This window comes from Nostoc sp. FACHB-110, assembly GCF_014697425.1.
GTDB lineage: Bacteria > Cyanobacteriota > Cyanobacteriia > Cyanobacteriales > Nostocaceae > Nostoc_B.
This window is the reverse complement of the sequence record NZ_JACJRU010000008.1, coordinates 59,761-83,095: the sequence shown is the minus strand read 5'-3', so window position 1 is coordinate 83,095 and position 23,335 is coordinate 59,761. Positions and strand designations below refer to the sequence as shown.

At 42.3% G+C, this 23,335-nt stretch carries 18 protein-coding genes; 10 read left to right on the top strand and 8 right to left on the bottom strand.

Annotated elements, in window-relative coordinates; all coding sequences use genetic code 11:
• Positions 1 to 24: 24 nt before the first annotated feature.
• Positions 25 to 2,598 (bottom strand): tetratricopeptide repeat protein, encoded by a 2,574-nt coding sequence (locus H6G69_RS10355; protein WP_190685535.1) that lies wholly within the window; start codon positions 2,596 to 2,598, stop codon positions 25 to 27.
• A gap of 236 nt (positions 2,599 to 2,834) precedes the next feature.
• On the opposite strand from H6G69_RS10355, the gene H6G69_RS10350 reads away from it, so the two are divergent.
• Positions 2,835 to 3,026: a hypothetical protein gene (locus H6G69_RS10350; protein ID WP_190685531.1), complete on the top strand. Its 192-nt coding sequence runs from the start codon at positions 2,835 to 2,837 to the stop codon at positions 3,024 to 3,026.
• Between the two features lie 9 nt (positions 3,027 to 3,035).
• Here the strand turns inward: H6G69_RS10350 and H6G69_RS10345 are convergent, their stop codons facing one another.
• Positions 3,036 to 3,503, bottom strand: coding sequence for a hypothetical protein (locus H6G69_RS10345; protein ID WP_190685528.1), 468 nt, complete (start codon positions 3,501 to 3,503; stop codon positions 3,036 to 3,038).
• Between the two features lie 465 nt (positions 3,504 to 3,968).
• Between H6G69_RS10345 and H6G69_RS10340 the strand changes: the two genes are divergently transcribed.
• Both H6G69_RS10340 and H6G69_RS10335 read left to right on the top strand, forming a co-directional pair.
• Complete coding sequence (locus tag H6G69_RS10340; protein WP_190685525.1) at positions 3,969 to 4,766, top strand: Uma2 family endonuclease; 798 nt, start codon at positions 3,969 to 3,971, stop codon at positions 4,764 to 4,766.
• A 210-nt stretch (positions 4,767 to 4,976) separates the two neighbouring features.
• The gene (locus tag H6G69_RS10335) at positions 4,977 to 5,870 is read left to right on the top strand and encodes an SDH family Clp fold serine proteinase (protein ID WP_190685522.1); all 894 of its coding nucleotides are present in this window, start codon (positions 4,977 to 4,979) and stop codon (positions 5,868 to 5,870) included.
• Between the two features lie 21 nt (positions 5,871 to 5,891).
• Here H6G69_RS10335 and H6G69_RS10330 read toward each other — a convergent pair whose 3' ends face one another.
• Positions 5,892 to 6,578, bottom strand: a complete 687-nt coding sequence (locus H6G69_RS10330; RefSeq protein ID WP_190685519.1) for a peptidoglycan-binding protein — start codon at positions 6,576 to 6,578, stop codon at positions 5,892 to 5,894.
• Between the two features lie 412 nt (positions 6,579 to 6,990).
• Here H6G69_RS10330 and H6G69_RS10325 point away from each other — a divergent pair, with 412 nt between their 5' ends.
• From H6G69_RS10325 to H6G69_RS10295, 7 genes are all read left to right on the top strand, one after another.
• Positions 6,991 to 8,439: a hypothetical protein gene (locus tag H6G69_RS10325; RefSeq protein WP_242072027.1), complete on the top strand. Its 1,449-nt coding sequence runs from the start codon at positions 6,991 to 6,993 to the stop codon at positions 8,437 to 8,439.
• 152 nt (positions 8,440 to 8,591) lie between these two features.
• Positions 8,592 to 9,053: a ribosome maturation factor RimP gene (gene rimP / locus H6G69_RS10320; protein WP_190685516.1), complete on the top strand. Its 462-nt coding sequence runs from the start codon at positions 8,592 to 8,594 to the stop codon at positions 9,051 to 9,053.
• Positions 9,054 to 9,159: 106 nt separating this feature from the next.
• Complete coding sequence (gene nusA, locus H6G69_RS10315; protein WP_190685513.1) at positions 9,160 to 10,470, top strand: transcription termination factor NusA; 1,311 nt, start codon at positions 9,160 to 9,162, stop codon at positions 10,468 to 10,470.
• Positions 10,471 to 10,722: 252 nt separating this feature from the next.
• Positions 10,723 to 10,998 carry a YlxR family protein gene (locus H6G69_RS10310; protein ID WP_190685510.1) on the top strand — a complete coding sequence of 92 codons (276 nt, stop codon included), beginning with the start codon at positions 10,723 to 10,725 and terminating at the stop codon, positions 10,996 to 10,998.
• Positions 10,999 to 11,477: 479 nt separating this feature from the next.
• A complete protein-coding gene (gene infB, locus H6G69_RS10305) occupies positions 11,478 to 14,597 on the top strand; it encodes a translation initiation factor IF-2 (protein WP_190685507.1) in 3,120 nt (1,039 codons plus the stop codon).
• A gap of 122 nt (positions 14,598 to 14,719) precedes the next feature.
• On the top strand, positions 14,720 to 15,349 hold the full coding sequence (locus tag H6G69_RS10300; RefSeq protein WP_190685505.1) for a low-complexity tail membrane protein: 630 nt from the start codon (positions 14,720 to 14,722) through the stop codon (positions 15,347 to 15,349).
• A 112-nt stretch (positions 15,350 to 15,461) separates the two neighbouring features.
• The gene (locus tag H6G69_RS10295) at positions 15,462 to 15,659 is read left to right on the top strand and encodes a hypothetical protein (protein WP_190685502.1); all 198 of its coding nucleotides are present in this window, start codon (positions 15,462 to 15,464) and stop codon (positions 15,657 to 15,659) included.
• A gap of 123 nt (positions 15,660 to 15,782) precedes the next feature.
• On the opposite strand, the gene H6G69_RS10290 is transcribed toward H6G69_RS10295, so the two are convergent.
• The 5 genes from H6G69_RS10290 to carB all read right to left on the bottom strand — a co-directional run bounded on the left by H6G69_RS10290 (position 15,783) and on the right by carB (position 22,823).
• Entirely contained in the window at positions 15,783 to 16,388 is a 606-nt protein-coding gene (locus H6G69_RS10290; protein WP_190685499.1) for a Uma2 family endonuclease, read from the bottom strand.
• Between the two features lie 37 nt (positions 16,389 to 16,425).
• Complete coding sequence (gene mutT, locus H6G69_RS10285) at positions 16,426 to 16,836, bottom strand: 8-oxo-dGTP diphosphatase MutT (RefSeq protein WP_190685497.1); 411 nt, start codon at positions 16,834 to 16,836, stop codon at positions 16,426 to 16,428.
• Positions 16,837 to 17,313: 477 nt separating this feature from the next.
• Complete coding sequence (locus H6G69_RS10280) at positions 17,314 to 17,661, bottom strand: DUF760 domain-containing protein (protein WP_190685493.1); 348 nt, start codon at positions 17,659 to 17,661, stop codon at positions 17,314 to 17,316.
• 193 nt (positions 17,662 to 17,854) lie between these two features.
• The gene (locus H6G69_RS10275; protein ID WP_190685491.1) at positions 17,855 to 18,811 is read right to left on the bottom strand and encodes an RNA polymerase sigma factor, RpoD/SigA family; all 957 of its coding nucleotides are present in this window, start codon (positions 18,809 to 18,811) and stop codon (positions 17,855 to 17,857) included.
• A 748-nt stretch (positions 18,812 to 19,559) separates the two neighbouring features.
• A complete protein-coding gene (gene carB / locus H6G69_RS10270) occupies positions 19,560 to 22,823 on the bottom strand; it encodes a carbamoyl-phosphate synthase large subunit (RefSeq protein ID WP_190685488.1) in 3,264 nt (1,087 codons plus the stop codon).
• Between the last annotated feature and the right edge of the window lie 512 nt (positions 22,824 to 23,335).

Below are 23,335 nucleotides of genomic sequence, written 5' to 3'. Positions count from 1 at the left end.
GGTTTATGGTAATTGAATAGTACCTTAAATATTTAAGGAAGATTGTAATAGCTGACGCATAGATTGGGCAGGTTCGTGATTTGGGAAAATTGTTAAAAAGTCCTTTAGGTCTTGAATTGCATTACGTTGACTCTGCAAGGAAGCAGCTTGTGATAGTGCGTAATTATATAAATCTTCTGCTGGTTTTATATTTTCAGCAGCTAAACAGTAGATGGCTAGATTGAATATATTTTGCCAGTTTTGAGCATCTTTTTCATATCTTTGTTGAGCAAGCTTTATGGCAAGTGCTAAATCAGCCTGTGCTTTGTCTTTTTGCTGAAGTGCTTTATATGCTAAAGAGCGAGTATATAAAGGCCAATCATTATCTGCATCTAAATTTATAACGAGATTAAAATCTTGTAGTGCTTCTTGATAACGGTGTATTAAAAGATAAGTTTCACCACGATTTGCGATCGCCCAGTCAAGGTTAGGGTTGATTTCAATAGCACGGTTAAAGTCTTTTAGTGCTTCCTCATAACGCTCCATTAAATGGTAAGTTTGACCTCGACGTGCGATCGCCCAGTCAAGTTTGGGATTAAGTTCAATGGCAAGGTTATAGTCTTGTATTGCTTCCTGATAACGCTCTATTAAGCGGTACGTTTTACCTCGACTTACAATTGCCCAATAGTATTTGGGGTCAAGTTCAATAGCACGGTTAAAGTCTTGCAGTGCTTCCTCATAACGTTTCATTGCCCTGTAAGTTCGACCTCGATATGCAATTGCCCAATCATATTTAGGATTAAGTTCAATGGCACGGTTAAAGTCTTGCAGTGCTTCCTCATAACGTTTCATTGCCCTGTAAGTTCGACCTCTAGCTGATAGAGATTCAGGTTCATCAGGGACTAATTTTATAGCTTCAGTTAAATCTTCTAAAGCTTTTAAGTATTGATTTGATTGGGTGTAAATATCACCACGCCAGTCTAAAGCTACTGCACGCCACTTGACTTCAAGAAAGGAATTACTCAACAACGCTGTAAACATTTCAACAGCAATTTCATACTGTTTTTCCTCATAAGCTTTTAAACCATTGGCTAACTTTTCACCCCAACGCTGAATTTCAGCAACACCTGTATCCTTACCTGCTTGTATCATTCTTTCTGCCCAGGGTTTGGCAAAAGAACGTTGATTTTTCAGTGCAGCGAGGAATTGATTTAAAGCAGCAGGTAAACTTCTCTGTGGGGACTGACATAAACCGTGATACAAAACATTCAGTGTGTAATTTTGCCAAGCAGGATCGCGCTGTTTTTTGTCTTCTTCTAAGTGTAAATTATTCCGCAAGGTGTCGTAATAGTCGGCTAATTTGCCATGCAAATCAGCCCAGCTTTGCGGAGATATAAGCCGCTTGTGGCGCAGCATTTGCGTTTTGACTACATCATGATAAGCCCAACCATCGGTGCGTTCGTCAATAAATGGCATTTCTTTTAGCCAGCTAAATAAACTATCCGCCTCTTCTTCACCGCGCAATTTAGCCAACACATCTCGATTTAAACAAAGGGGAAGGGCAGCATCTACAGCTAATTGTCGCCGCTTGGGGTCATCAATCCATTTTAAAAAGCGTTCTACTGCTGTACCGCTAGGATCACCTACTTGACTGGGGTCAGTAGGAGTTTCCGCCGCCAATGTTGCGACTAACAAGGGTAAATTTCCCGAAAGACGTAAAATTACTTCTATAACTCGACTGTTAGTAATACCTTTGCGGGTGAGATACTGTTGAGCTTCTGCTTCTGTAAATGGTTCTAAAGGGAAACGAACCATTAACCCCTCATAAAATGCCCAATAGTTTTTATCTAATTCTTGCCGACCAGCAATAATTATCAATATATTGAGAGGTACTTCACCATAGCGACCATCTAAAACTTCTCGCAGCCAGCTATCAAGAAATTCCTCGCTGCGTTCATAGGTATCGAAGAACAAACTAAGAGCAGACTTTTGGGCAATTTTAGAAATATCTTCTAAAAATAACGGAGTCAGAACCTCAATTGGTTCTTGGACTAAGAGAATTTCATCTTTATTCGTTAACTTTTTCGCTACATAAGCTGTCCATTCCCCCGCTTGAGTCGCCACAGCATCTTCATTTATCAAGCCAAACACCGCACCAGAACCGGGAACTTGTTTAGCCATCCCCATTCCCGCTTTCGCTACAGTCTTCCCCACAAAAGCCGAGAAACCTTGCGGTGCTTCAGGGTCAGTTTCTAATTCTTGACGCTTCTGGCGATAAACTTTGTAGCGTTCCGTAAACTGCGCCAGCTTATGACCTTGCTGTTCCAACTCTTCCGCCAAACGCCCCATAACTTCCGGGACACTTTTTTCACCCTCATCAACGTAAGCCGCAATAATTTTTGCACCTGACGCAATTTGGCGAAACTGGCGCAGCAATGTAGTTTTACCCACACCTCCTTGACCCCAAACATTAAATAAAAAATGCCGTCGAGAATCGTCTAAAGGTAATTCTAGATTTTGGCGAAATAGATTAACTTGTTCCTCACGACCAACAAACCCTGATTGCTGCCGTTGTTTGAGAATATCCTGTAAACTCTTGGGCTTATTTTGGGGATTCATTAAAAGATTTAGGTGTCAGAACTAATACATCCAAGATAACTACTCAGTACGCATTAGCCAATTCGGATTTAGAAAGACTTAATTTTTTATGTTTGCCAAAATGAAAGGGCTTAGATACCCGACTTCTTAAAGAAGTCGGGTATCTGTTAACTCATGAACTTTGTAATTATCAAGATTATTCTGCGTGATTACTCTTTAACCCTCAACTGTCTAGTTCCAAACACTAAAATTTTCACATGAAACGAAAACGTTCTCACTTCAAACTAAAATGTTTTCGTTTCAAGCAAGAACATTCTCACCTAAAACGAAAACGTTCTCGTTTAAAACAAGAACGTTTTCACTTACAACAGCAAAATTTAAGCTTTGAACTCGGAGTTTTTCACTTTAAACTAAAACATCCAGGCTCAGAAGCTCAAATGTCGAGTTAATTTCTCTACTTACAAAGCTTGCGGCTGCACTTTTTTCGCTTTCCGGGCAAATCTTCGCCCTAAATCATCAACCATTGTCTCTAAACCAGCACCCTTACCACTAGCTTTTGCATAGTTATAAACCAGCAACCCCGCAGCATAAGCTTCACTACCCACAGCCACAGATGTATCATCCACCAGTTCTTGCAGTTGAGTCAACGACAGCAAAATAGGATACAAAGCTTCAAATAATTCAATATCGCGGCGCATTTCATCCACATCAAAAGAACGTGGTAAAAAGTCAGGGTTTTGTGCAGCTATTTCCAACGCCTTACTCACAAACGCACGACTCTTATCACCCAGCTTAGGTAAAGATTTACGCTCCTCCGTTGTTAAATCTACCAAAAACGGTAACTTGTCTTTAATAGTGGCAATTGCTTGCATCACCGCTTCCCGATCTGCTGAGGAAAGTTTAGCACTGACTTTTACTTCTGGCATTTTTCATACACCCTAAATTGGACTTAATTTCAGTGTTCCCCAAGTCAGTTAGGCAATTATAGTTACTTATAAGCAATTAAGAAAATTTTTTTATACTATTACTCAAGTAATTCTCGGTAATTACGAGCTTTAATTCAGTAGCGGGTGTTGTGCTGTAGTGGCGTGTCTAAACTAAAATAGTGTATTAAAAGTAGGTTGGGTGGAACGCAGTGAAACCCAACGCTTTAGAATTTTGTTGGGTTACGCTCCGCTTCAACGCCACTTTGCTCAAGTCGGGGAAACCGCCCACACAAGTGGCTCCCCAACCAACACTTTTTTAATTTAATTAAGTAGTGTGTGTTGTGCCAGAGGCTAACGCACCTTGAATTGTTGAATTAAAATATAGCAATCCTAAATCATGCTTAAATATCAAGATAACCGACTTCTTCAACAAGTCGAGTATTTAAACATCTCGAATTACACACTATGACTACTTCTTATAACTATATTCCCCAATCCGAGCCGCCGCGTCCACCTTGCGAAACGCTGCCAACAATGTATGATTTACCCAGCGATAACCCAGAGGAACCAGGTTTGCCAGACGATTTTCATTTTTTACAGCCGTTACTTTTATATTTAACTTTTCAACCTATTAATTGGAATCCCGAATTAGTTTATAGTGCTGCTGACTTGAATCTTTATTATGATGTGCAGCATCCTTTATGGTATAAACGCCCAGATTGGTTTGGGGTTGTTGGTGTAAAAAAACTCTACAAAGGTGAAGATTTGCGCTTAAGTTATGTGACTTGGCAAGAACCTGCAAATCCTTTTGTGATTGTGGAATTATTATCTCCCAAAACAGAAGCCGAAGATTTAGGCACAGGTGAAAAAGCAGAAGATAAACCACCCAGTAAATGGGAAGTTTATGAACAAATTTTGCGGATTCCTTACTATATTGTCTTTAGTCGCTACACCAATGAACTCCAAGCCTTTCAATTAGTCGGCGGTCATTATGAACCTATGAATTTCACTCAAGGACGTGTACTCATACCAGAGTTAAGTTTAAGTTTAGGTGTATGGCAAGGCACATTTCGAGATATTGAAAGGTTATGGTTACGCTGGTTCACCCTAGAAGGAGAATTAATCCTGGAGCCTACAGAAGAAGTTGCTGCGGCTAATGAACGGGCGATAATTGCTGAACAAGAAGCAGAACAAGCAAGAAGAAAAGCAGAACTATTAGCAGAACGTTTACGCCAATTGGGTGTGAATCCTGATGAATTGTAGGGGTGTAGGGGTGCAAAAGTGTAGGGTGTCAGGGAAGACTTTTCCTACAAGTCAAGCAACCATTAAAGCTACAAAGCACACGCTACCAATGATGAGTTTTTCTCCCCTACACCCCTTTTTAAATTGAGATAAACCCCTAGATAGACTTGCTATTACTCAAAGGTTGTCACAATAAATGACGTTAACCGTTATTTTTGGACAATCAAACCTATGGGCTTTGGTATTGGTGATTTATTCTGGATTTTTCTCCTGCTTTCTTCTCTGCAACCCATTTGGCAAAAGCGACAAGTAGAATATCGGCGTATTCGCAGCTTGCAAGAATTCCAGCAAGAACGCAAAAGTCGGGTGATTTTGCTGATACACCGTCAAGAATCTATCAGCTTACTAGGAATCCCCATCTCCCGCTACATCACAATTGAAGACTCAGAACAAATCCTCAGAGCAATTCGCCTCACGCCTGCTGATGTTCCTATTGACTTAATTCTGCACACTCCTGGTGGCTTGGTACTCGCTACCGAACAAATCGCTAGGGCATTAATTCGTCACCCTGCCAAAGTCACCGTTTTTGTCCCCCACTACGCCATGAGTGGCGGTACAATGCTGGCTTTGGCTGCTGATGAAATTGTTATGGATGCTAATGCTGTCTTGGGGCCAGTCGATCCGCAATTAGGTAACTATCCAGCCGCTAGTATTCTAAAAGTCGTCCAAGATAAACCTATCGGTGAAGTTGACGATCAAACTTTAATCATGGCAGACTTGGCAGGCAAAGCCATTCAACAAGTACAACGCTTTGTGCGGACTCTGCTCAAAGATAATATCCCCAAACAAAAGGTTCAGCCAGAAAATATTGAACCAATTATTGAAGCATTAACAACCGGACGCGTGACTCACGACTATCCAATAACCGTTGAGGAAGCAACAGAAATGGGGTTGCCCGTCACCGTCGGACTACCCCGTTCAATTTACGATCTTATGGATTTGTATCCCCAACCACAGGGAGGACGGCCAACTGTACAGTACATTCCTATGCCTTACGATGACCGCCGCCCAATTCTACCCACACCCAAAGGCAGACCTTTAGAAGAACCTAACCAAAGAATTTAAAATGTTAGGGCTAGCTAAAGCTTAGGGTGTTGGTGTTGGTGAAGCCGTTGGTGTTGTTGTTGGCGTAGCTGCTGGCGTATCTGTCGGTGTCGCTGTTGGTGAAGCTGTTGGCGATGCTGTTGGTGAAGTTGTCGGTTTTGCCGTTGGTTTTGTTGTTGGTTTTGCCGTTGGTTTTGCCGTCGGTTTTGTTGTAGGTGAAGCCGTTGGTTTTGGTGATGGCTGAGTTCCTGGCTTACCTAGAACTTCTTTAGCTTCAGCATTTAATTTTTGGCGAAGTGCTAAATCAGCCACTCCTGTTTCTTGAAGTTGATGTTTTTTCTGATACTCCTTGATTAATTGTTCTGTGCGATCGCCATAAAATTGATCGCGGGGAAGCAGTGGATTTGGTTTGAGTACCACATTTAAGTTTGCTTGTAAAATCTGGACGATGTTTGCAGCAAAGTCTTGGGTTTTGGGGCCAGCTATGCCATCAACACCAAGTTTGTAACCTTTTTGGAAGTCACGAATTGCCTTTTTAGTGGCATCATCAGTGAGTGGCCCATTTGTTACCTTGACGTTATAACCCAGCCCTCGCAAGACAGCACGAAATTCTTGGGGTGTATAGTTACGCTGACGAGCAGCAAAGGTACTGTCAGAAATCACTACACTAGCTGTGACTACACAAGTCGCTGCAATAATCGCATTGGTTTTATTAAACCCACACCACATATTTCAAACTCCTTGGGGTTAAATCAGCCGTAAATATATTAACAGGTGCATTTTACGTTTCTTTAAGTGTTTTTTATCAAGGATTAATCATTTGTGATTAATTATTATTCAGTTAATTAAATTTAACTAATCATTTTTTTGACATTTTTTCTAGATATATAGGACTCATCTTTGATTTTTGAAAAAAATCCGTACCCCAAAATCACTCTTTCCTACTCCCTACTTCCAGGCTACGCAGATAATTTCCATAATCAAACTGGATGCCGATATTTCCGTATCTCAACAAAAAGATCCCCTGTTTCTGCAAGAAGTTAGGGAACTAAAGCCCATGAATTGAGATAAATAGTCACACTCAGACTCAATATTTAGGTTATAAGTTAAAATTTAAAGCCTGTATAATTTAAGACTAAAAATGTTTACTCAAAAAGCAACAACCCGGAGAAACTTGTGGTTTGAAAGATTGATGGCATTAATCGCCGCCGTCAACTTAGGTTTAGTAGCATTTGATTTGAGTTACGTACCGTGGCGTGATTTCTACTTGCGAAAAATTCCTAAAATTACTAACATTTACGATCCAATTAAAGGTATTGAACCGCATAGAGAAACACAACATTATTTACAGCAAGTAGATGCGTTAAGAGAGCAAGTTAGCCAGACAGGGTTAACATCTCCTCAAGCCAAGGAAAAGTTAGAAGAATTAACCCGTCTCAGTGTAGAGATAATTGATAGTAATCCCTTTGCCGGAAGTGGTAAGAGTGGGACTCTAGAAAAAATCAAAAATCGAATGCGCGATCGCATCGGTAAAAATTCGGCAAAACAGTCCTTCGCCACTTTTTGGAGTCAAGCTTACCTCTCTCAAAAAGGCTGGAATCAAGAAATTACTTTTTTTAATGAAAAAATTAGTCCATTAATTGCTACTAACTACTACCGTCAAATCGGTGAAAATAACGACTATATTAATGATTTTTGGTTAATAGATTTACCTTTTATTGCTTTATTTGGCATAGAGTTCCTCGGACGCGTGTTTTTGATAAAACGCCGCCATCCAAGTTTTACCTGGTTTAACGCAATTTTATGGCGATGGTATGACTTATTTTTGTTGCTACCATTGTGGCGATGGTTGCGAATAATACCTGTAATAGTCAGACTTGACCAAGCACAACTATTACATATTCAACCATTACAGAGGCAACTGAGTCAGGCAATGGTAGCAAATTTCGCCGAAGAAATCACAGAAATTGTAGTGGTGAGGGTAATTAATCAGACACAAGTTTCTATTAAACAAGGTGATTTTACGCGGTGGATGGCACAACAAGAGAGTTTGCGCCCATATATAGATATTAATAACGTAAATGAAATAGAAGCGATCGCCAGCATTCTAGTCAAAACCGTGGTTTACCATGTTTTCCCGAAAATTCAGCCAGAATTAGCCGCAATTTTACAACACAATATCAATACTGCCCTCCACCAAGTTCCCATTTACCGAAATCTTCAAATCATCCCAGGCTTAGAACAAGCCCAAACCCAACTTAGCGAACAACTGGCCACCCAAATTACCAGTGGCTTTTATAACGCCATAGTCAGCGCAGTCGAAGATCCCGTAGGCGCAAAACTCACAACCCAACTAGTAGAAAGCTTTAGTAAAGCATTAGGAGAAGAAATCCAGCAAAAACGTGTACTTTCCGAAATTCAAAGTTTAGTTTTTGATTTTTTAGAAGAAGTCAAACTCAACTACGTGCAACGCTTATCTCAAGAAGATATAGATGAAATTGTCGAGCAAACCAGACAGCTAAGAACACAATCATACATTCAGCCAATAGTAGAGCAAAGTTCTGCACTCATTGAATTTAAGGATAAATGACCATTGACAATTGACTCTTGACTATTGACTCTGAGAGAAATGCGCTACACTCAATTTAGGGCGAACTATCATCAGTTCGTCACAAGACTTCTTGGAAGATATCCCTATCGCAGGAAGTGGGTAGAAGCCCACTTTTTTTATTGAAATTTCGCATGACTCATCCGTTAGTCCCACAAATTATTGATTTGGCGACACCAGTAGCAACAGAACTGGGATTAGAAGTCGTTGGCGCAGTTTTTCACACTCACCAACGTCCACCAGTCTTGCGGGTAGATATCCGTAATCCTCAGCAGGATACTGGTTTGGATGACTGTGAAAGGATGAGCCGCGCTTTAGAAACCTGCTTAGATGCGGCGGAAATCATTCCAGATGCTTATGTTTTAGAGGTGTCTAGTCCAGGTATTTCAAGGCAATTGGTAACTGACCGGGAATTTATTTCATTTAAAGGATTTCCTGTAATTGTGATCACTTCACCACCCCACGACGGACAACCAGAGTGGAATGGTCAGTTGATTCGCCGGGATGAAACCAAAATTTATTTAAACCAAAAAGGTCGTGTCGTCGAAATTCCTCGTTCTGTAATTACTAGGGTGCAACTAGACGAGCGTCGCTAAACAAGGGATTAGGGGCTAGAGACTAGGGGCTAGAGTAAAACTTCTCTCTAATCCCTATTCGCTAATGCCTAATTTCTCTTCACTAATTTTTATAAGGAGATTGCTTATGTCAATGGTCAGTCTACCAGGTTTAAAAGAATTAATTGAAAGTATTAGTCGAGAGCGCAACTTACCGCGTCTAGCAGTTCAATCAGCTATTAGAGAAGCACTGCTAAAAGGTTACGAACGTTATCGTCGCGCCCAAAATTTAGAACGCAAGCAATTTGATGAAGATTATTTTGATAATTTTGAAGTTGAATTAGATATTGATGGCGAAGGCTTTCGCGTTCTTTCTACCAAAACCATCGTTGAAGAAGTTAGTAACACTGACCATCAAATTTCTCTAGACGAAGTACAACAAGTTGCCCCAGAAGCTCAATTAGGAGATTCTGTCGTTTTAGATGTCACCCCTGACCAAGGTGAATTCGGGCGGATGGCGGCTATGCAAACTAAGCAAGTCCTGGCGCAAAAACTACGAGATCAACAACGCCAAATGGTGCAAGAAGAGTTCCAAGACTTAGAAGGAACTGTACTGCAAGCCAGAGTTTTGCGGTTTGAAAGACAATCAGTAATTTTGGCAGTTAGCAGTAATTTTGGTCAACCAGAAGTAGAAGCTGAATTGCCAAAACGAGAACAATTGCCCAATGACAACTATCGTGCTAATGCCACCTTTAAGGTCTACTTAAAGAAAGTTTCTCAAGGTCAGCAACGTGGGCCACAACTTTTAGTATCCCGTGCAGATGCGGGTTTAGTGGTTTATCTATTTGCCAACGAAGTTCCAGAAATAGAAGATGAAGTAGTCCGGATAGTAGCCGTAGCTAGGGAAGCAAATCCACCGTCGCGTTATGTCGGCCCCCGCACCAAAATTGCCGTCGATACCTTAGACCGTGATGTTGACCCAGTAGGTGCTTGTATTGGTGCTAGGGGATCACGAATTCAAGTAGTAGTAAATGAACTACGTGGTGAAAAAATTGATGTAATTCGTTGGTCTCCAGACCCCGCAACTTATATTGCTAACGCCTTAAGTCCGGCTAGGGTCGATGAAGTCAGATTAATGGATCCCGAAACACGGCAAACTCATGTACTAGTAGCTGAAGACCAGCTGAGTTTGGCAATTGGGAAAGAAGGACAAAACGTCCGGTTAGCAGCCCGATTGACAGGCTGGAAGATTGATATTAAAGATAAAGCCAAATATGATCATGCAGCGGAAGATGCCAAATTTGCAGTTGCCCGTGCTAAAGCACAGCTAGAACAAGAAGAAATGGAACTAGAGGAAGATGACATTGACCTAGAAGATGATCTGGAAATGGAAGAACTAGATGAGCAAAATCAAGAGGAATTAGACGATGAGTCTTTAGAAATCAATGATGAAGAGTAATTTCTTTGCTGTGGATAGTTCTGCTAATATTTACCTCAGTATGAGTTTGAATAATTACCTGAAAAAATATGAGGTATAAGTAAAAAGTTAGTTATACTAGCTTGACTTGGCAAGCAAACTAATGATGGATAATTACCTGATGGAATCAAGAAAAAATTCAAAATTCTTCATCAGCAATAATTATTAATCAATAGTGGCGACAATCCCAAATCTAGAATCTAAAATTGTTTGGCCTCCTGCCTTGAAAAACTGATGAAACCGAATTATCGGCGTTGTATTAGTTGCCGTAAAGTCGCATTAAAACAAGACTTTTGGCGGATTATCCGCGTCTTTCCATCTGGAAAGGTACAATTAGATCAGGGCATGGGGCGTTCTGCCTATATCTGCCCGCAAGCAACTTGTTTGCAAGCGGCACAAAAAAAGAATAGATTAGGGCGATCGCTACAAGCATCAGTGCCAGAAACACTGTACCAAACATTGTGGCAACGTCTAGCCCCAAGTCATCACCAAAATCAAATTTCAGGTTGAAAAACTTTATGGCGGTAATCCCCAGAGGATTGTGCCGAAAGCCGAAATGTTCGTGCTTAAGTCACACCCTCTGCAATTGTTTGGGTTAGTGCCAAAATAGTAAATGGGTGAATTAGCAAACGGATCTCTAATCCCAAGAGAAACGAGCCAATACCCCCAACAAGTTTTACTCGATTGTGTTGTGGAAGACTCAGAATCAGCAAAACAAACAACTACAGAATGGCAACCTGGTAGCGCACTCTCGCAGTTCGGCATCACAAGTTCCAATAAAGTTTTTTTTAAGAAAAAATTTTTATGGGAGCCAGAAAACCGCCATCTTTGGCACAGATGCCAACATTAAACCGAAACATCTCTCTTTCCTGATTGGAGGCACCGGCAAAATTACCTAGGGCAACCGAAAAACAGTGATCTAAAGGATGGAGATGTCGCACTCCCAGGCAACCATCCGCAAAAAACTGTAAATTATAGGGGAAGAGTGGATGAACAACGGCAAAGTTAGAATCTACGAATTATCAAAGGAATTGAATTTGGATAACAAAGAGCTACTAGCAATTTGCGACCAGCTCAATATTGCGGTCAAAAGCCATAGCAGCACAATTTCAGAATCAGAGGCAGAACGTATCCGGACGGCTGCCGAAAAACTGGCAGTTACGAATGGAACACCTAAAAAAGAACTAGGAACAACTAACCATAAACCAAATTCACATCAAGCTGGCTCTCATAGCCGACCTGCACCACCACACAAACAGCAAATTTTGGAAATTCGCAAACCCAAAATATTGAGAAATCCTAACACCAATGCCCCAGAGGCATCAGTAGCTACCAACAACCCATTTGCTTCTTCTGAAGGCAATCCTCCCGCACCTCCACGGCCCTTCGCTCCACCCTCATCCATGAAGCCGACGGCACCAACCCGACCAGTACCACGGAATCAGTCTGAGAATTCACAAGCATCAGCTGTCACAGACACGAATCAAAAACCGAATACGCCAGCGCCAGAAAATATAGCGGCCTCAGAAAAACCGGAAAAACCGGAAAGAACTCCTGCGCACAAGCCAAGGACAGAAAAGCCGCAAAAGCCACAGCTATCTGCACCACCAGCCAGACCAGCAGAAAAATCAGAAGTTGGGGCTAGTGCTACTGGGGCAGTTAAACCGATCCTCAAACGCGATCGCAGCGACCAGGCAAAACCCACTAAAGCTGGTAAACCTTCTCAGTCTCAAACAGAAGCACCACAAGCTCCACCTACGCCAAAACCAAGTCGGCCCGCCCCTGGTTCTGGTAAACCAGAGCAGCGCTCAAATCGTCCTTCGGGTCCAGGTTCGACAGATGGGCCACGCCCCCAAAGACCAGTACGTTCATCAGAACCAGCAGCAGCACCACTAGCAACACCGCCGAATAGGCCATCAGGAGGCGTTGCTGCCAAAATGGGGGTAGACGACGAGCCTGTCGTACCAGATATCCTGGATTTGAAACGGCCAACCCCACCTCGTCTTGCTAAAGGAGGGAAAAAGTGGCAAGAAGAGGAAATCATTGACGAAGTTAAAGAAAAAGCCGGGAAAGGCGGGCCTAAAGGTAAACGGGTCAAACCAATTATCGATGACGACTTTGAAGAGGATGATTTTCTTGATGAGGACGGTCTGGAAATTCCAGCCACAGTTCAGGTCAGCCTTTCTATAGCTCGTCCTCCTAAACCAAAAGCTGCTAGACCTGCACAGACCGCAGCCACAGCGATTGCCGCCCCCACTACCAGAAATAATAAAAAATCTACCAACCGGAATGAGCAAAACCGCCGTCAAGAAGCGGAACCAAAACGCGATCGCCCTGCCAAAATCGTGGTAACAGGGCCACTGACAGTGCAAGAACTCGCTAACGAGTTGGTAGTTGCCGATACAGAGATTGTCAAAATCCTGTTCATGAAAGGAATGGCGGTCAGCATTACCCAAAATCTGGATATCCCGACCATTACCTTAGTAGCAAAAGAGCTAGAAGTAGAAGTCGAAACTGCTGAACCAGAAGCAGAAGCGCGCAAAGTCACAGAAATGATCGACGTGGCAGATTTAGAATATCTCCTTCGTCGTCCGCCAGTCGTGACAATTATGGGTCACGTAGACCACGGTAAAACAACCCTCCTCGACTCCATTCGCAAAACTAAAGTTGCGGCTGGGGAAGCTGGCGGTATTACCCAACACATCGGTGCATACCATGTGGACATAGAACACGACAGTAAGCTGCACCAGATTGTATTTTTAGATACCCCCGGTCACGAAGCCTTTACCGCGATGCGGGCTAGAGGTGCAAGGGTGACAGACATAGCCATTTTGGTGGTAGCAGCAGATGACGGTGTGCGTCCGCAAACAGTGGAAGCTATTAGCCACGCGCAAGCCGCAGGAGTGCCAATTGTTGTCGCAATTAACAAAATCGACAAAGAAGGCGCGCAACCAGACCGAGTTAAACAAGAATTAACTCAGTATGGTTTAACCCCAGAAGAATGGGGCGGTGAAACCATCATGGTTCCCGTGAGTGCTATCAAAGGTGAAAACCTAGATACACTGCTGGAAATGATTCTGTTGGTAGCGGAAGTAGAAGAACTATCTGCTAACCCTGATCGCTTGGCCAGAGGAACCGTAATTGAAGCACATCTGGATAAGGCGAAGGGAGCAGTTGCGACCTTGTTAATTCAGAACGGTACTCTGCACGTTGGAGATATTCTTGTTGCCGGTTCAGCCTTTGGGAAAGTCCGGGCGATGGTCGATGACCGCGGTCGCAGAGTAGATGCGGCTACACCTTCCTTTGCCGTTGAGGTATTGGGATTAAGCGATGTACCCGCCGCCGGGGATGAATTCGAGGTGTTTGAGAACGAAAAAGAAGCTCGTTCTATTGCCAGCGATCGCGCCGACAAACAACGTCTATCACGACTGTTACAGGGACGCGTTACCCTCACAACCCTATCAGCACAAGCTCAAGAAGGCGAGTTGAAAGAACTCAACTTAATCCTCAAAGCCGACGTGCAAGGTTCTGTAGAGGCAATCATTGGTTCCTTGAAGCAAATCCCCCAAAACGAAGTGCAAATCCGAATGCTGTTAGCATCGGCTGGGGAAATCACTCAAACAGACATTGACTTAGCTGCGGCTAGTAACGCAGTCATCATTGGCTTTAATACCACCTACGCCAGTGGCGCAAGACAAGCTGCTGATGAGGCTGGTGTTGATGTTCGGGAGTATAACATTATCTATAAACTCCTCGAAGATATTCAAGGAGCCTTGGAAGGTCTGTTGGAACCTGAATTGGTTGAAGAACCTCTTGGTCAGTGCGAAGTGCGTGCTGTCTTCCCAGTCGGCAAAGGAGCCGTTGCTGGTTGTTATGTGCAGTCAGGCAAACTGTTGCGGAACTGCAAACTGCGCGTGCGTCGTGGCGGTAAAGTCATTTACGAAGGTGTTCTGGACTCCCTCAAACGGATCAAAGACGATGTTCGTGAAGTCAATGCCGGTTATGAATGCGGTATCAACGTCGATAAATTCCATGACTGGGTAGAAGGCGACATTATTGAAGCCTACCAGATGGTGACAAAACGTCGTACCCTCACATTGACAAGATAGTGGTTAACACTAAGTGCTGAGTTTCAGTGAAAGTTGAAGTGTGTCGAACTGAAAATTAAGCTAGGTTCCACACGCAAAACTTCCAACTCAGCACTCAGCACCTTAAACTCAGCACTTACAGTATGTCTTCGTTTCGCTCTGACCCGATATTGTGGGTTCACATTGCTGGATTAGCAACGTTGCCAATTTTCTTGGTATTGTGCTTGTTATTTTTAGCTATCGGTGAGCCACTTTTACCTGTGTGGGGAGAAGTATTACTAGTAGCCATTGTTGGTGTCACCCCACTCTTATGGATGCAGCTACGCCGTCCATTTTATATATATTCGCTTTTGGGGATAGCTCTCAAACCCGAAAATTTGACCGAACAACAGCGAAAAATACTTTGTTTAATTAATACAAAATTTAATCGAGTTCTGTCTTTAATAACAGCAATAATATTAACTGTCATGCTGTGGCAGCTTTATCAATTTGTTCCTCATGTGGAGCATTTGGTGAGCTTTCTGCCCCAGTGGCATGGTTTGGGTTTGGGTTTGGCGGCTTTAGCTTTTTTAGCAAGTAATTTATTTTTACAGGTTCCTGTGAGTGTGGCCCGAATTTTAGTGACAAATGACACAGAATTTGCTGCGCTAGAACCGTTATCTTTAGAAAGAATCAAGCATGATTTCACCATTTTAGGGGTGCAAGTTAATCAAATTTTACCCAGGTTATTTCAATCCCTCATGGGGATCAATAAAAATTCACAGCAGCCCTAAAATTTGGAACCCGATGAATATTTCGCAGAGTATACACTGTCCCCTAGGGGCAGATTCGTATTTGCTCAGAACGAAAACTGCCATAACTTTTAAAGTTGAGGAATAAGGGACTATGACTCCAACTCCTGCTGCTAGTAACTTTCAATTCCCTGCTGATACCGAAATTTGGTACAGTCTCAAGTGTGCGATCGCTAATAGTTCTGGTTTTCAACGCTGGCAACTAGAACGTGATAGCCAATTACAAGGACTGCGCTTGGAACAGCAAGTACAAAAATATTTAAGAGAAACTTTAGAAACTTTAGCTTATTAAAATCCAGTTAAATTAGCTGGCTGAGTTTTTAGCAATAAGTTTTAGAGGAAGCATTTTTTAAGTGCTTCCTCAATTTTTTGTTTATTGGTTGTGCGTAAGTCCTATTAATTTGAAACAACATACTCAACGAGGCAAAATATCGTCGAGGCGAAGTTGCAGACGCGGCAACAGTGGTGAGTTAATGAATTGATGTAATCGGTATTGTTGTTGAATATAACTGTCTTCAACCAGTTGACAAACTGTGAATGTTGGTTGTTTGGGTTTACCGATAAATGCGACTCCGCCCAATCCGCGATAATCTACAATCCAATATTCAGGAATCCCTAGCAGAGCATATTCTTCTACTTTACGAGCATAGTCAGTTTCCCAATTAGTACTCACAACTTCCACCACTAGTTTAATTGAGCGTCCCAGCGTAATTACAGGTTCTCGCTCCCACAGAGGTTCTCGGTCGAGAACAGTTTCATCAAGAGCTACAACATCAGGACGACGAACTGTAGCTGCATCCGCAAAGGGATAAATTAAACAAGTGCGAGGAATAAACCAGGGAAGTTTTTCTGCAACAATGTGGACACCAATTTGAGTTGCAACTTTGCCACTCACTGTTTCGTGTGGCCCAGTCGGTTCCATGTCAACTAGTTCTCCATCTGCTAATTCATAGCGGGGATTGTCTTGGTATTGGGAAAGAAAACTTTCTTTAGTGAATGTTTCTGAAAAGATATGGGCCATGAAAGTTTACCTCCTGCGATCGCAGTTACTCAGCGATTTATACAGCACCTTTCAAAGCAGCAATAATTTGACTGTTGGCTTGAGGAAAAGTGTAATTCTCTAATTCATCTAAGCTTACCCAGCGGACTTCATCACATTCTAAAGGTTGAGGGATACCTGCTAAAAGGTGACAGTGATGCACGGTTAAAGTAACGCGCAAATGAGTATAAGTATGGTCGATAGTGATGAGATGGTCTTTGACTTCAATTTCTATACCGAGTTCTTCCGTAATTTCTCGCCGGATACATTCTTCAATTGTTTCGCCAGGCTCAATTTTGCCCCCTGGGAATTCCCATAAACCACCCATTGCACCCTGCGGACGACGGCGATCAATTAAAATTTGTTGTTCGTCGTTCCAAATTACAGCTACACCAATAATTTTATGGGGAATAGAACTAATTTCATTCATAGTTTATGGGGATGATAGATGACTCATTAAAAAACTCGGCAGGCTAATTTTAGTTCTGCCGAGTTTATGTAGATTCTTAGTCAAAAGTACTTTTAATTTATTAAATATTGTCGCAGATGTTGTGGCTTGGCACAAGTTATAAATTGTCTGCTATTTAGATACTTACTATAATAGCTATATTTAGCAAACAGTAATATTGCTATAGCGGTTCGTGTAGGATTTAAACACAAATCTACTCCCTATTCCCTGCCTCAACTAGGAATTTAGCAATCAAAGATAACTGCTACATCAATCAAATCCTAACTGCGCTAGCGATTGTTAGCCCTATTTAAAATGTCGCTAACGCATTGCAGGAATTTGAAATTTGGGATAGGTATGTTGTCAGGATTCTGCACGAGAGAAACTGATGATTTAGCTACATTGCTTGTGGTAGAAAATCAAATCAAAAATTTTGAATTTTTGCAGGCAAAAGCATCACTATTCAACTTCTTGATTGTTGGTTTCAGTACCTTGTAATGCTAGTTCAAAATCCATTCTTTGTTCAGCATTCCGCAAGAAATAACCACTAATCATGGCGGAAGCGAGCAGACGACCAAGACTTTCCCTGCTGGTTGTAATAGTCATGTTGAAGTGTTCGGGTGGTAAATTACCCAACAAACCAATGATGTTGCGTTCCATGACTTGGAAAACTTCGGGAGATGTTGGTTTAGATAGCTGGCTAACCGTATCAGGACTCAATGATTTAACATATTGCCACAGCAAGTTGTTAGTTTCTGAAGCATCGCTGTTAAAGAATTCTGAAACTCGATTGGGTTGGTTACTCACGTTTTACCTCCTGTATTGGCGTTGCTGGCTGCTATGTTTGCAACTGAGATAATAAGTGCCTGTCATCAATCTAACTTAGCTGCCGTTTTGGTCTTCCTGTTAAATAATTTAACAGGCACATTCTCTCTTGGAAGTCGGTGTAACCGTACTAAAATCAGAGTATTTTCTCGACTGATGGTCTAATCACCAAGAATTAACTAGCCAAATACTCATTCATAGCAGCTTTGGACTTGCGAAGTTTGTTTAAGGCTTCGCGTTCGATTTGTCTAACTCGTTCGCGGCTGATGTTGAGAAGTTCACCAATTCTGGCGAGGGTGAGAGCTTGACCGTCAATTAAACCAAAGCGTAAGGTGATGACTTCTCGCTGCTGGGGAGTGAGTTCTTCCATGACGCGCTCTAAATCAGATGACAGAGAAGTTTGCATCACAAACTCTTCGGGAGACGCGCCTGGATCTTCCAACATTTCGCCAAGTTCGGTGTCGTAGTTATCTCCTAAGCGCAAATCTAGAGAAAGGGGTAAACGCGCTTTTTCTAGATACTCTCTTACTTGTTTGGGGGTTAAGTCTAGTTCTTGAGCTAATTCCCCTACCGAGGGAGCGCGACCTAGCTGTTGAGATAACTGACGTTGGGCTTTTTTAATTTTATTTAATTTTTCGGTGATATGAATGGGTAAGCGGATAGTACGCGCTTTTTCGGCGATCGCCCGCGTAATTGCTTGGCGAATCCACCAGTAAGCATAGGTAGAAAACCGATAACCTTTGGTGGGGTCAAACTTTTCTACACCGCGCTGCATTCCAATGCTACCTTCTTGGATCAGGTCTAGTAAGTCAACATTGCGCTTGATGTATTTTTTAGCAACAGATACCACTAAGCGCAAATTGGCTTCCACCATTTTACGTTTAGCAGTTTCGCCTTCTGCGATCGCGGCATTCAATTCTTTTGTATCTAGCTTGGCTTCGTTGGCCCATTCTTCTAATGTTGGTTCATGACCCAACTTGCTAGCTAGGGATTCTCGAATTTCTTGTAAAGCGGTTGAACGCTGCACCTGTTTGCCATAGCGAATTTCTTCTTCATGGGTTAACAAGGGTACACGGCCAATCTCACGCAGATAAGTCCGCACAAGGTCTGTGGCTGTCGGAGCAGTCTTCATAGTACTACTCGTTGGTGATGTTGTGTTGATAGCTTGGGTCATTAACTAATTAGGTAGATAAGTAATAGATTTTTGTTGAGGGGTTTGCCCAGTTGGACTAGGAACCCTGATTTTTGTGTACGATTTACGCGCCCAGTGGTTGGTTGCTTTTATTAATCAAAAATAGGTTCTTAACTGCTAGACGTTACAGTTTTTTCTCTGTTTGTACAAGTATCTACGGATAGAGAACAGTTTGAAGAACTATCAAGTTTCTCTTGACGCTTTATTAACAATTGTAACATTTCTGAGAAGTCTTGAAAAGCCCATTATTAGTAAAATAATTGGTTTTGAAAATGGTTATGATAGGTTGACACTAGGGTGAATCAAATGTAACGCTGATGTAGCTAAAACTTTTAAGTTAAAGGTTAAGTGAAATTTTGCGAGGAAAAGTTTTGGCTGAACCTGAGCAGTTAACTTTCATTTTGCTACCTCTCAACTGTGTTGTTAGTAAGCATCTATTAACATACAGTATTGTCACTTATTAGCAGAATAAGTTAATAAAAATTCCTAAAAAGAAAAATAACTTACTCATATTTGTTAAAATATCTCAATAGAAACTATAAGGTTTCTTCTATAATAATTACTTAATTTTTCTTGTAAATACTGCTTAAAGTAGATGCCAAAAAAAGGGTAAGAGGCATAGTCAATCTTTTAGCTGCCCCTCACCCCCTATACTCCAGTAAATTCGTTGCCCCTGCCAGGCAAAGAGCTATTCAAGATTCAGACAATAATCTTGGATGCCTTTTACATCCAAAGTGGTATTTTGCAGAGAACGAATAGCCGCAACGGTAGCCTTAGCACCAGCAATGGTTGTAATAATCGGAATTTTATAAGCTAAGGCGGTGCGGCGAATTAGTCTAGCATCAGTGTGAGCTTCTTCGCCAGAAGGTGTGTTGATAATAAGTTGAATCTTCTGGTTTTTAATCGCATCGAGGACGTGGGGACGGCCTTCATGCAGTTTCAGCACCAATTCAACATTTAACCCTTGTTCTTGCAGGGCTTTACCTGTGCCGAAGGTTGCCATGATGGTAAAACCAAGGTCGATAAATTCCTTGACTACAGGAACGGCTGCGGCTTTGTCGCGATCGCTCATGGACACAAATACAGTACCTTTAAGGGGTAAACGCTCGCCAGCAGCTAATTCTGCCTTGGCAAAGGCGCGGCCAAAATCGCTGTCAATACCCATAACTTCACCAGTCGAGCGCATTTCTGGCCCCAATAGGGTATCTGTACCAGGGAATTTATTAAAGGGTAAAACGGCTTCCTTCACCGCAATATGAGAAGGTATCACTTCCTGAGTAAATCTTAATTCCTCAAGAGTTTTACCCGACATAATTAAGGATGCCAGTTTTGCTAAAGGTACGCCTGTCGCTTTAGAAACAAAAGGCACAGTCCGAGAAGCGCGGGGGTTGGCTTCGAGAATGTAAACTTGGGGAGAGTAGGAACCGACACCCACAACAGCAAACTGAATATTCATCAACCCAACAACAGAAAGCGCTTGCGCTAGTTGCACTGTCCAAGTGCGGATTTGATTGAGAACTGCTGGCGGCAGAGAAATTGAAGGTAATGAACAAGCAGAGTCGCCAGAGTGAATTCCGGCTTGTTCGATGTGTTCCATGATGCCACCAATCACCACCCTACCAGTATGGTCAGCGATCGCATCTACATCAACTTCTATCGCATTCTCTAAGAATTTATCAATTAAAATGGGATGTTCCGGCTCTACTTGCACCGCAAAGGTCATGTAGCGTTCCAGTTCAGTATCAGAGTAGACAATTTCCATTGCGCGTCCACCTAATACATAACTAGGACGCACCACCACAGGATAACCAATACGTCTAGCAACAATCAGCGCATCTTCATAACTGCGCGCAATACCATTGGGTGGTTGAGCAATATTTAACTGTTTAAGAATCTGCTCAAACCGTTCTCGGTCTTCGGCACTGTCGATAGAATCAGGTGATGTACCCCAGATTTTAGTGATGAGTCCTGAATTTTCAGCGTTGAGTGCTTGTTGCAGAGGTAGTGATAATTTTAATGGGGTTTGTCCGCCGAACTGGACGATGATGCCTACAGGGTTTTCGGCTTCGATGATGTTGAGAACATCTTCTTTAGTTAATGGTTCAAAATAGAGGCGATCGCTAGTATCGTAATCTGTAGAAACTGTCTCTGGGTTGGAGTTGACCATAATGGTTTCATAGCCAGCTGCTTTTAAAGCGTAAGCAGCATGACAACAACAATAGTCAAACTCAATTCCTTGACCGATACGGTTTGGGCCACCACCCAAAATCATGACCTTGGGTTTATCGGTGGGTAAAACTTCTGTTTCTTCTTCGTAGGTGGAATAGTAATAAGGAGTAAACGCTTCAAATTCCGCCGCACAAGTGTCTACCGTTTTGTAAACTGGCACAACTCCCAATTTTTTCCGATATGCCCTCACCTCATCTTCGCTGGTTTTGGTAGCAAAAGCAATTTGGCGATCGCTATATCCATCACGTTTTACTGCATATAATTGCTCTTTAGTCAACTGATTTAGAGGTGTGCGCTTGAGGAATTTTTCTGTATCCAACAATTGCTGCATTTTATCTAAGAACCAAGGGTCAATCCCTGTTAGTTCGTAGATTTCTTCGTTGGTTAGCCCTAGCTGCATAGCATGACGCACAGCAAAAATGCGATCGGGATTGGGTGTGCGTAACAAGGCGCGAATTTGTTCGCCACTGGGTAATTTTTCGGCTTTGTCACAACCCCAACCAGCGCGACCAGTTTCTAAAGAACGCAGTGCTTTTTGGAAGGATTCGTTAAATGTCCGTCCCATCGCCATTGCTTCGCCTACCGACTTCATTTGAGTAGTCAGCACGGGTTCGGAACCGGGGAATTTCTCAAAAGCGAAGCGGGGAATTTTCGTGACTACATAATCTATTGTCGGCTCAAATGATGCGGGAGTTTTCTTGGTGATATCGTTATTAATTTCATCCAAGGTGTAACCCACAGCTAACTTCGCCGCCATTTTAGCTATCGGGAAACCTGTGGCTTTAGAAGCCAACGCCGAACTGCGGGATACACGGGGGTTCATTTCAATTACTACTACATCCCCCGTCACCGGACTGACGGCAAACTGAATATTAGAACCACCAGTTTCTACACCAATCTCGCGGATAATTTTAATCGACATATCCCGCAACCGTTGATATTCCTTGTCGGTGAGGGTTTGGGCTGGCGCGACTGTAATTGAATCACCTGTGTGAATTCCCATCGGGTCAAGGTTTTCGATGGAGCAGATAATCACCACGTTATCTGCCAAATCGCGCATAACTTCTAGTTCATATTCTTTCCAGCCGAGGAGAGACTGGTCAATGAGAATTTGGGAAACGGGGCTAGCATCAATCCCCACCTGGGCCATTTCCTCAAATTCTTCTTGGTTGTAGGCGATACCGCCACCAGTACCGCCTAAAGTAAAAGCCGGACGAATAATTAACGGATATGTACCAATTCTACGAGCGATCGCTTTGGCTTCTTCCAAAGATGAAGCTGTACCACTAGGACATACTTGCACGCCTATCTTGGCCATCGCCTCATTAAATAATTTGCGGTCTTCCGCTTTTTCGATCGCAGCTAACTTTGCACCAATTAGCTCTACATTATATTTATCTAAGACACCGTTTTTAGCTAAGGTAACAGCGATGTTAAGGGCAGTTTGTCCCCCCATTGTTGGTAATAAAGCATCTGGGCGTTCTTTAGCGATGACCTTTTCGACTAACTCTGGTGTTAACGGTTCAATGTACGTGCGATCGGCCGTTTCTGGGTCAGTCATAATAGTTGCGGGATTGGAATTCACCAACACCACTTCATAACCTTCTTCGCGCAAAGCTTTACAGGCTTGGGTTCCAGAGTAGTCAAACTCACAAGCTTGCCCAATCACAATGGGGCCAGAACCTAACAGTAATATTTTTCGGATGTCTTGACGGCGGGGCATAGTCTTTGGGTTGGAGTAAGAAAATACAAATCAAATCCTGATTATTTTAAGGGTCTTTGCCCTTAGTCATCTTGTCTATTATTAAGTTTTCCAGGTTGAATCGTAACAGAGACGGTGACTTTCAACGGCAAAGAAAAAAGTAGGAAATATGAAGTTTTATTCTCCTGGGTAGCAAATACCGAGTAAAAATACTAACTTGTATTAGTTAGTTTCTCATCACCTGGGCTTGATGAGTGTGATTTTTTCCTCGGGGTGAACAATGAACGTAAAAAAAATTAGCTTCTTTCTCTACTCTTTTGTCAAAGCATTCTAAAAAATATCCAACGATAGATGACAAATATATATCTTTTAATATCTCATGCTCTGGGCTACTCTTTGGGTAAGTAATTTTAATTAATTCTTAAAAGCTTTGTAGTTGATAATGTGCAAATATTTCTTATTTAAAAATGATGACATTTGCAGTAATTGAAGTTTATTCTTACAGTTTTATTTATATTTAATAAAATTGAGAC

Bases quoted from the DNA above. Each gene is read 5' to 3' on its own strand.
- H6G69_RS10355 (WP_190685535.1), bottom strand. From the start codon at position 2,598: ATGAATCCCCAAAATAAGCCCAAGAGTTTACAGGATATTCTCAAACAA.
- H6G69_RS10350 (WP_190685531.1), top strand. From the start codon at position 2,835: ATGAAACGAAAACGTTCTCACTTCAAACTAAAATGTTTTCGTTTCAAG.
- H6G69_RS10345 (WP_190685528.1), bottom strand. From the start codon at position 3,503: ATGCCAGAAGTAAAAGTCAGTGCTAAACTTTCCTCAGCAGATCGGGAA.
- H6G69_RS10340 (WP_190685525.1), top strand. From the start codon at position 3,969: ATGACTACTTCTTATAACTATATTCCCCAATCCGAGCCGCCGCGTCCA.
- H6G69_RS10335 (WP_190685522.1), top strand. From the start codon at position 4,977: ATGGGCTTTGGTATTGGTGATTTATTCTGGATTTTTCTCCTGCTTTCT.
- H6G69_RS10330 (WP_190685519.1), bottom strand. From the start codon at position 6,578: ATGTGGTGTGGGTTTAATAAAACCAATGCGATTATTGCAGCGACTTGT.
- H6G69_RS10325 (WP_242072027.1), top strand. From the start codon at position 6,991: ATGTTTACTCAAAAAGCAACAACCCGGAGAAACTTGTGGTTTGAAAGA.
- rimP (WP_190685516.1), top strand. From the start codon at position 8,592: ATGACTCATCCGTTAGTCCCACAAATTATTGATTTGGCGACACCAGTA.
- nusA (WP_190685513.1), top strand. From the start codon at position 9,160: ATGTCAATGGTCAGTCTACCAGGTTTAAAAGAATTAATTGAAAGTATT.
- H6G69_RS10310 (WP_190685510.1), top strand. From the start codon at position 10,723: ATGAAACCGAATTATCGGCGTTGTATTAGTTGCCGTAAAGTCGCATTA.
- infB (WP_190685507.1), top strand. From the start codon at position 11,478: ATGAACAACGGCAAAGTTAGAATCTACGAATTATCAAAGGAATTGAAT.
- H6G69_RS10300 (WP_190685505.1), top strand. From the start codon at position 14,720: ATGTCTTCGTTTCGCTCTGACCCGATATTGTGGGTTCACATTGCTGGA.
- H6G69_RS10295 (WP_190685502.1), top strand. From the start codon at position 15,462: ATGACTCCAACTCCTGCTGCTAGTAACTTTCAATTCCCTGCTGATACC.
- H6G69_RS10290 (WP_190685499.1), bottom strand. From the start codon at position 16,388: ATGGCCCATATCTTTTCAGAAACATTCACTAAAGAAAGTTTTCTTTCC.
- mutT (WP_190685497.1), bottom strand. From the start codon at position 16,836: ATGAATGAAATTAGTTCTATTCCCCATAAAATTATTGGTGTAGCTGTA.
- H6G69_RS10275 (WP_190685491.1), bottom strand. From the start codon at position 18,811: ATGAAGACTGCTCCGACAGCCACAGACCTTGTGCGGACTTATCTGCGT.
- carB (WP_190685488.1), bottom strand. From the start codon at position 22,823: ATGCCCCGCCGTCAAGACATCCGAAAAATATTACTGTTAGGTTCTGGC.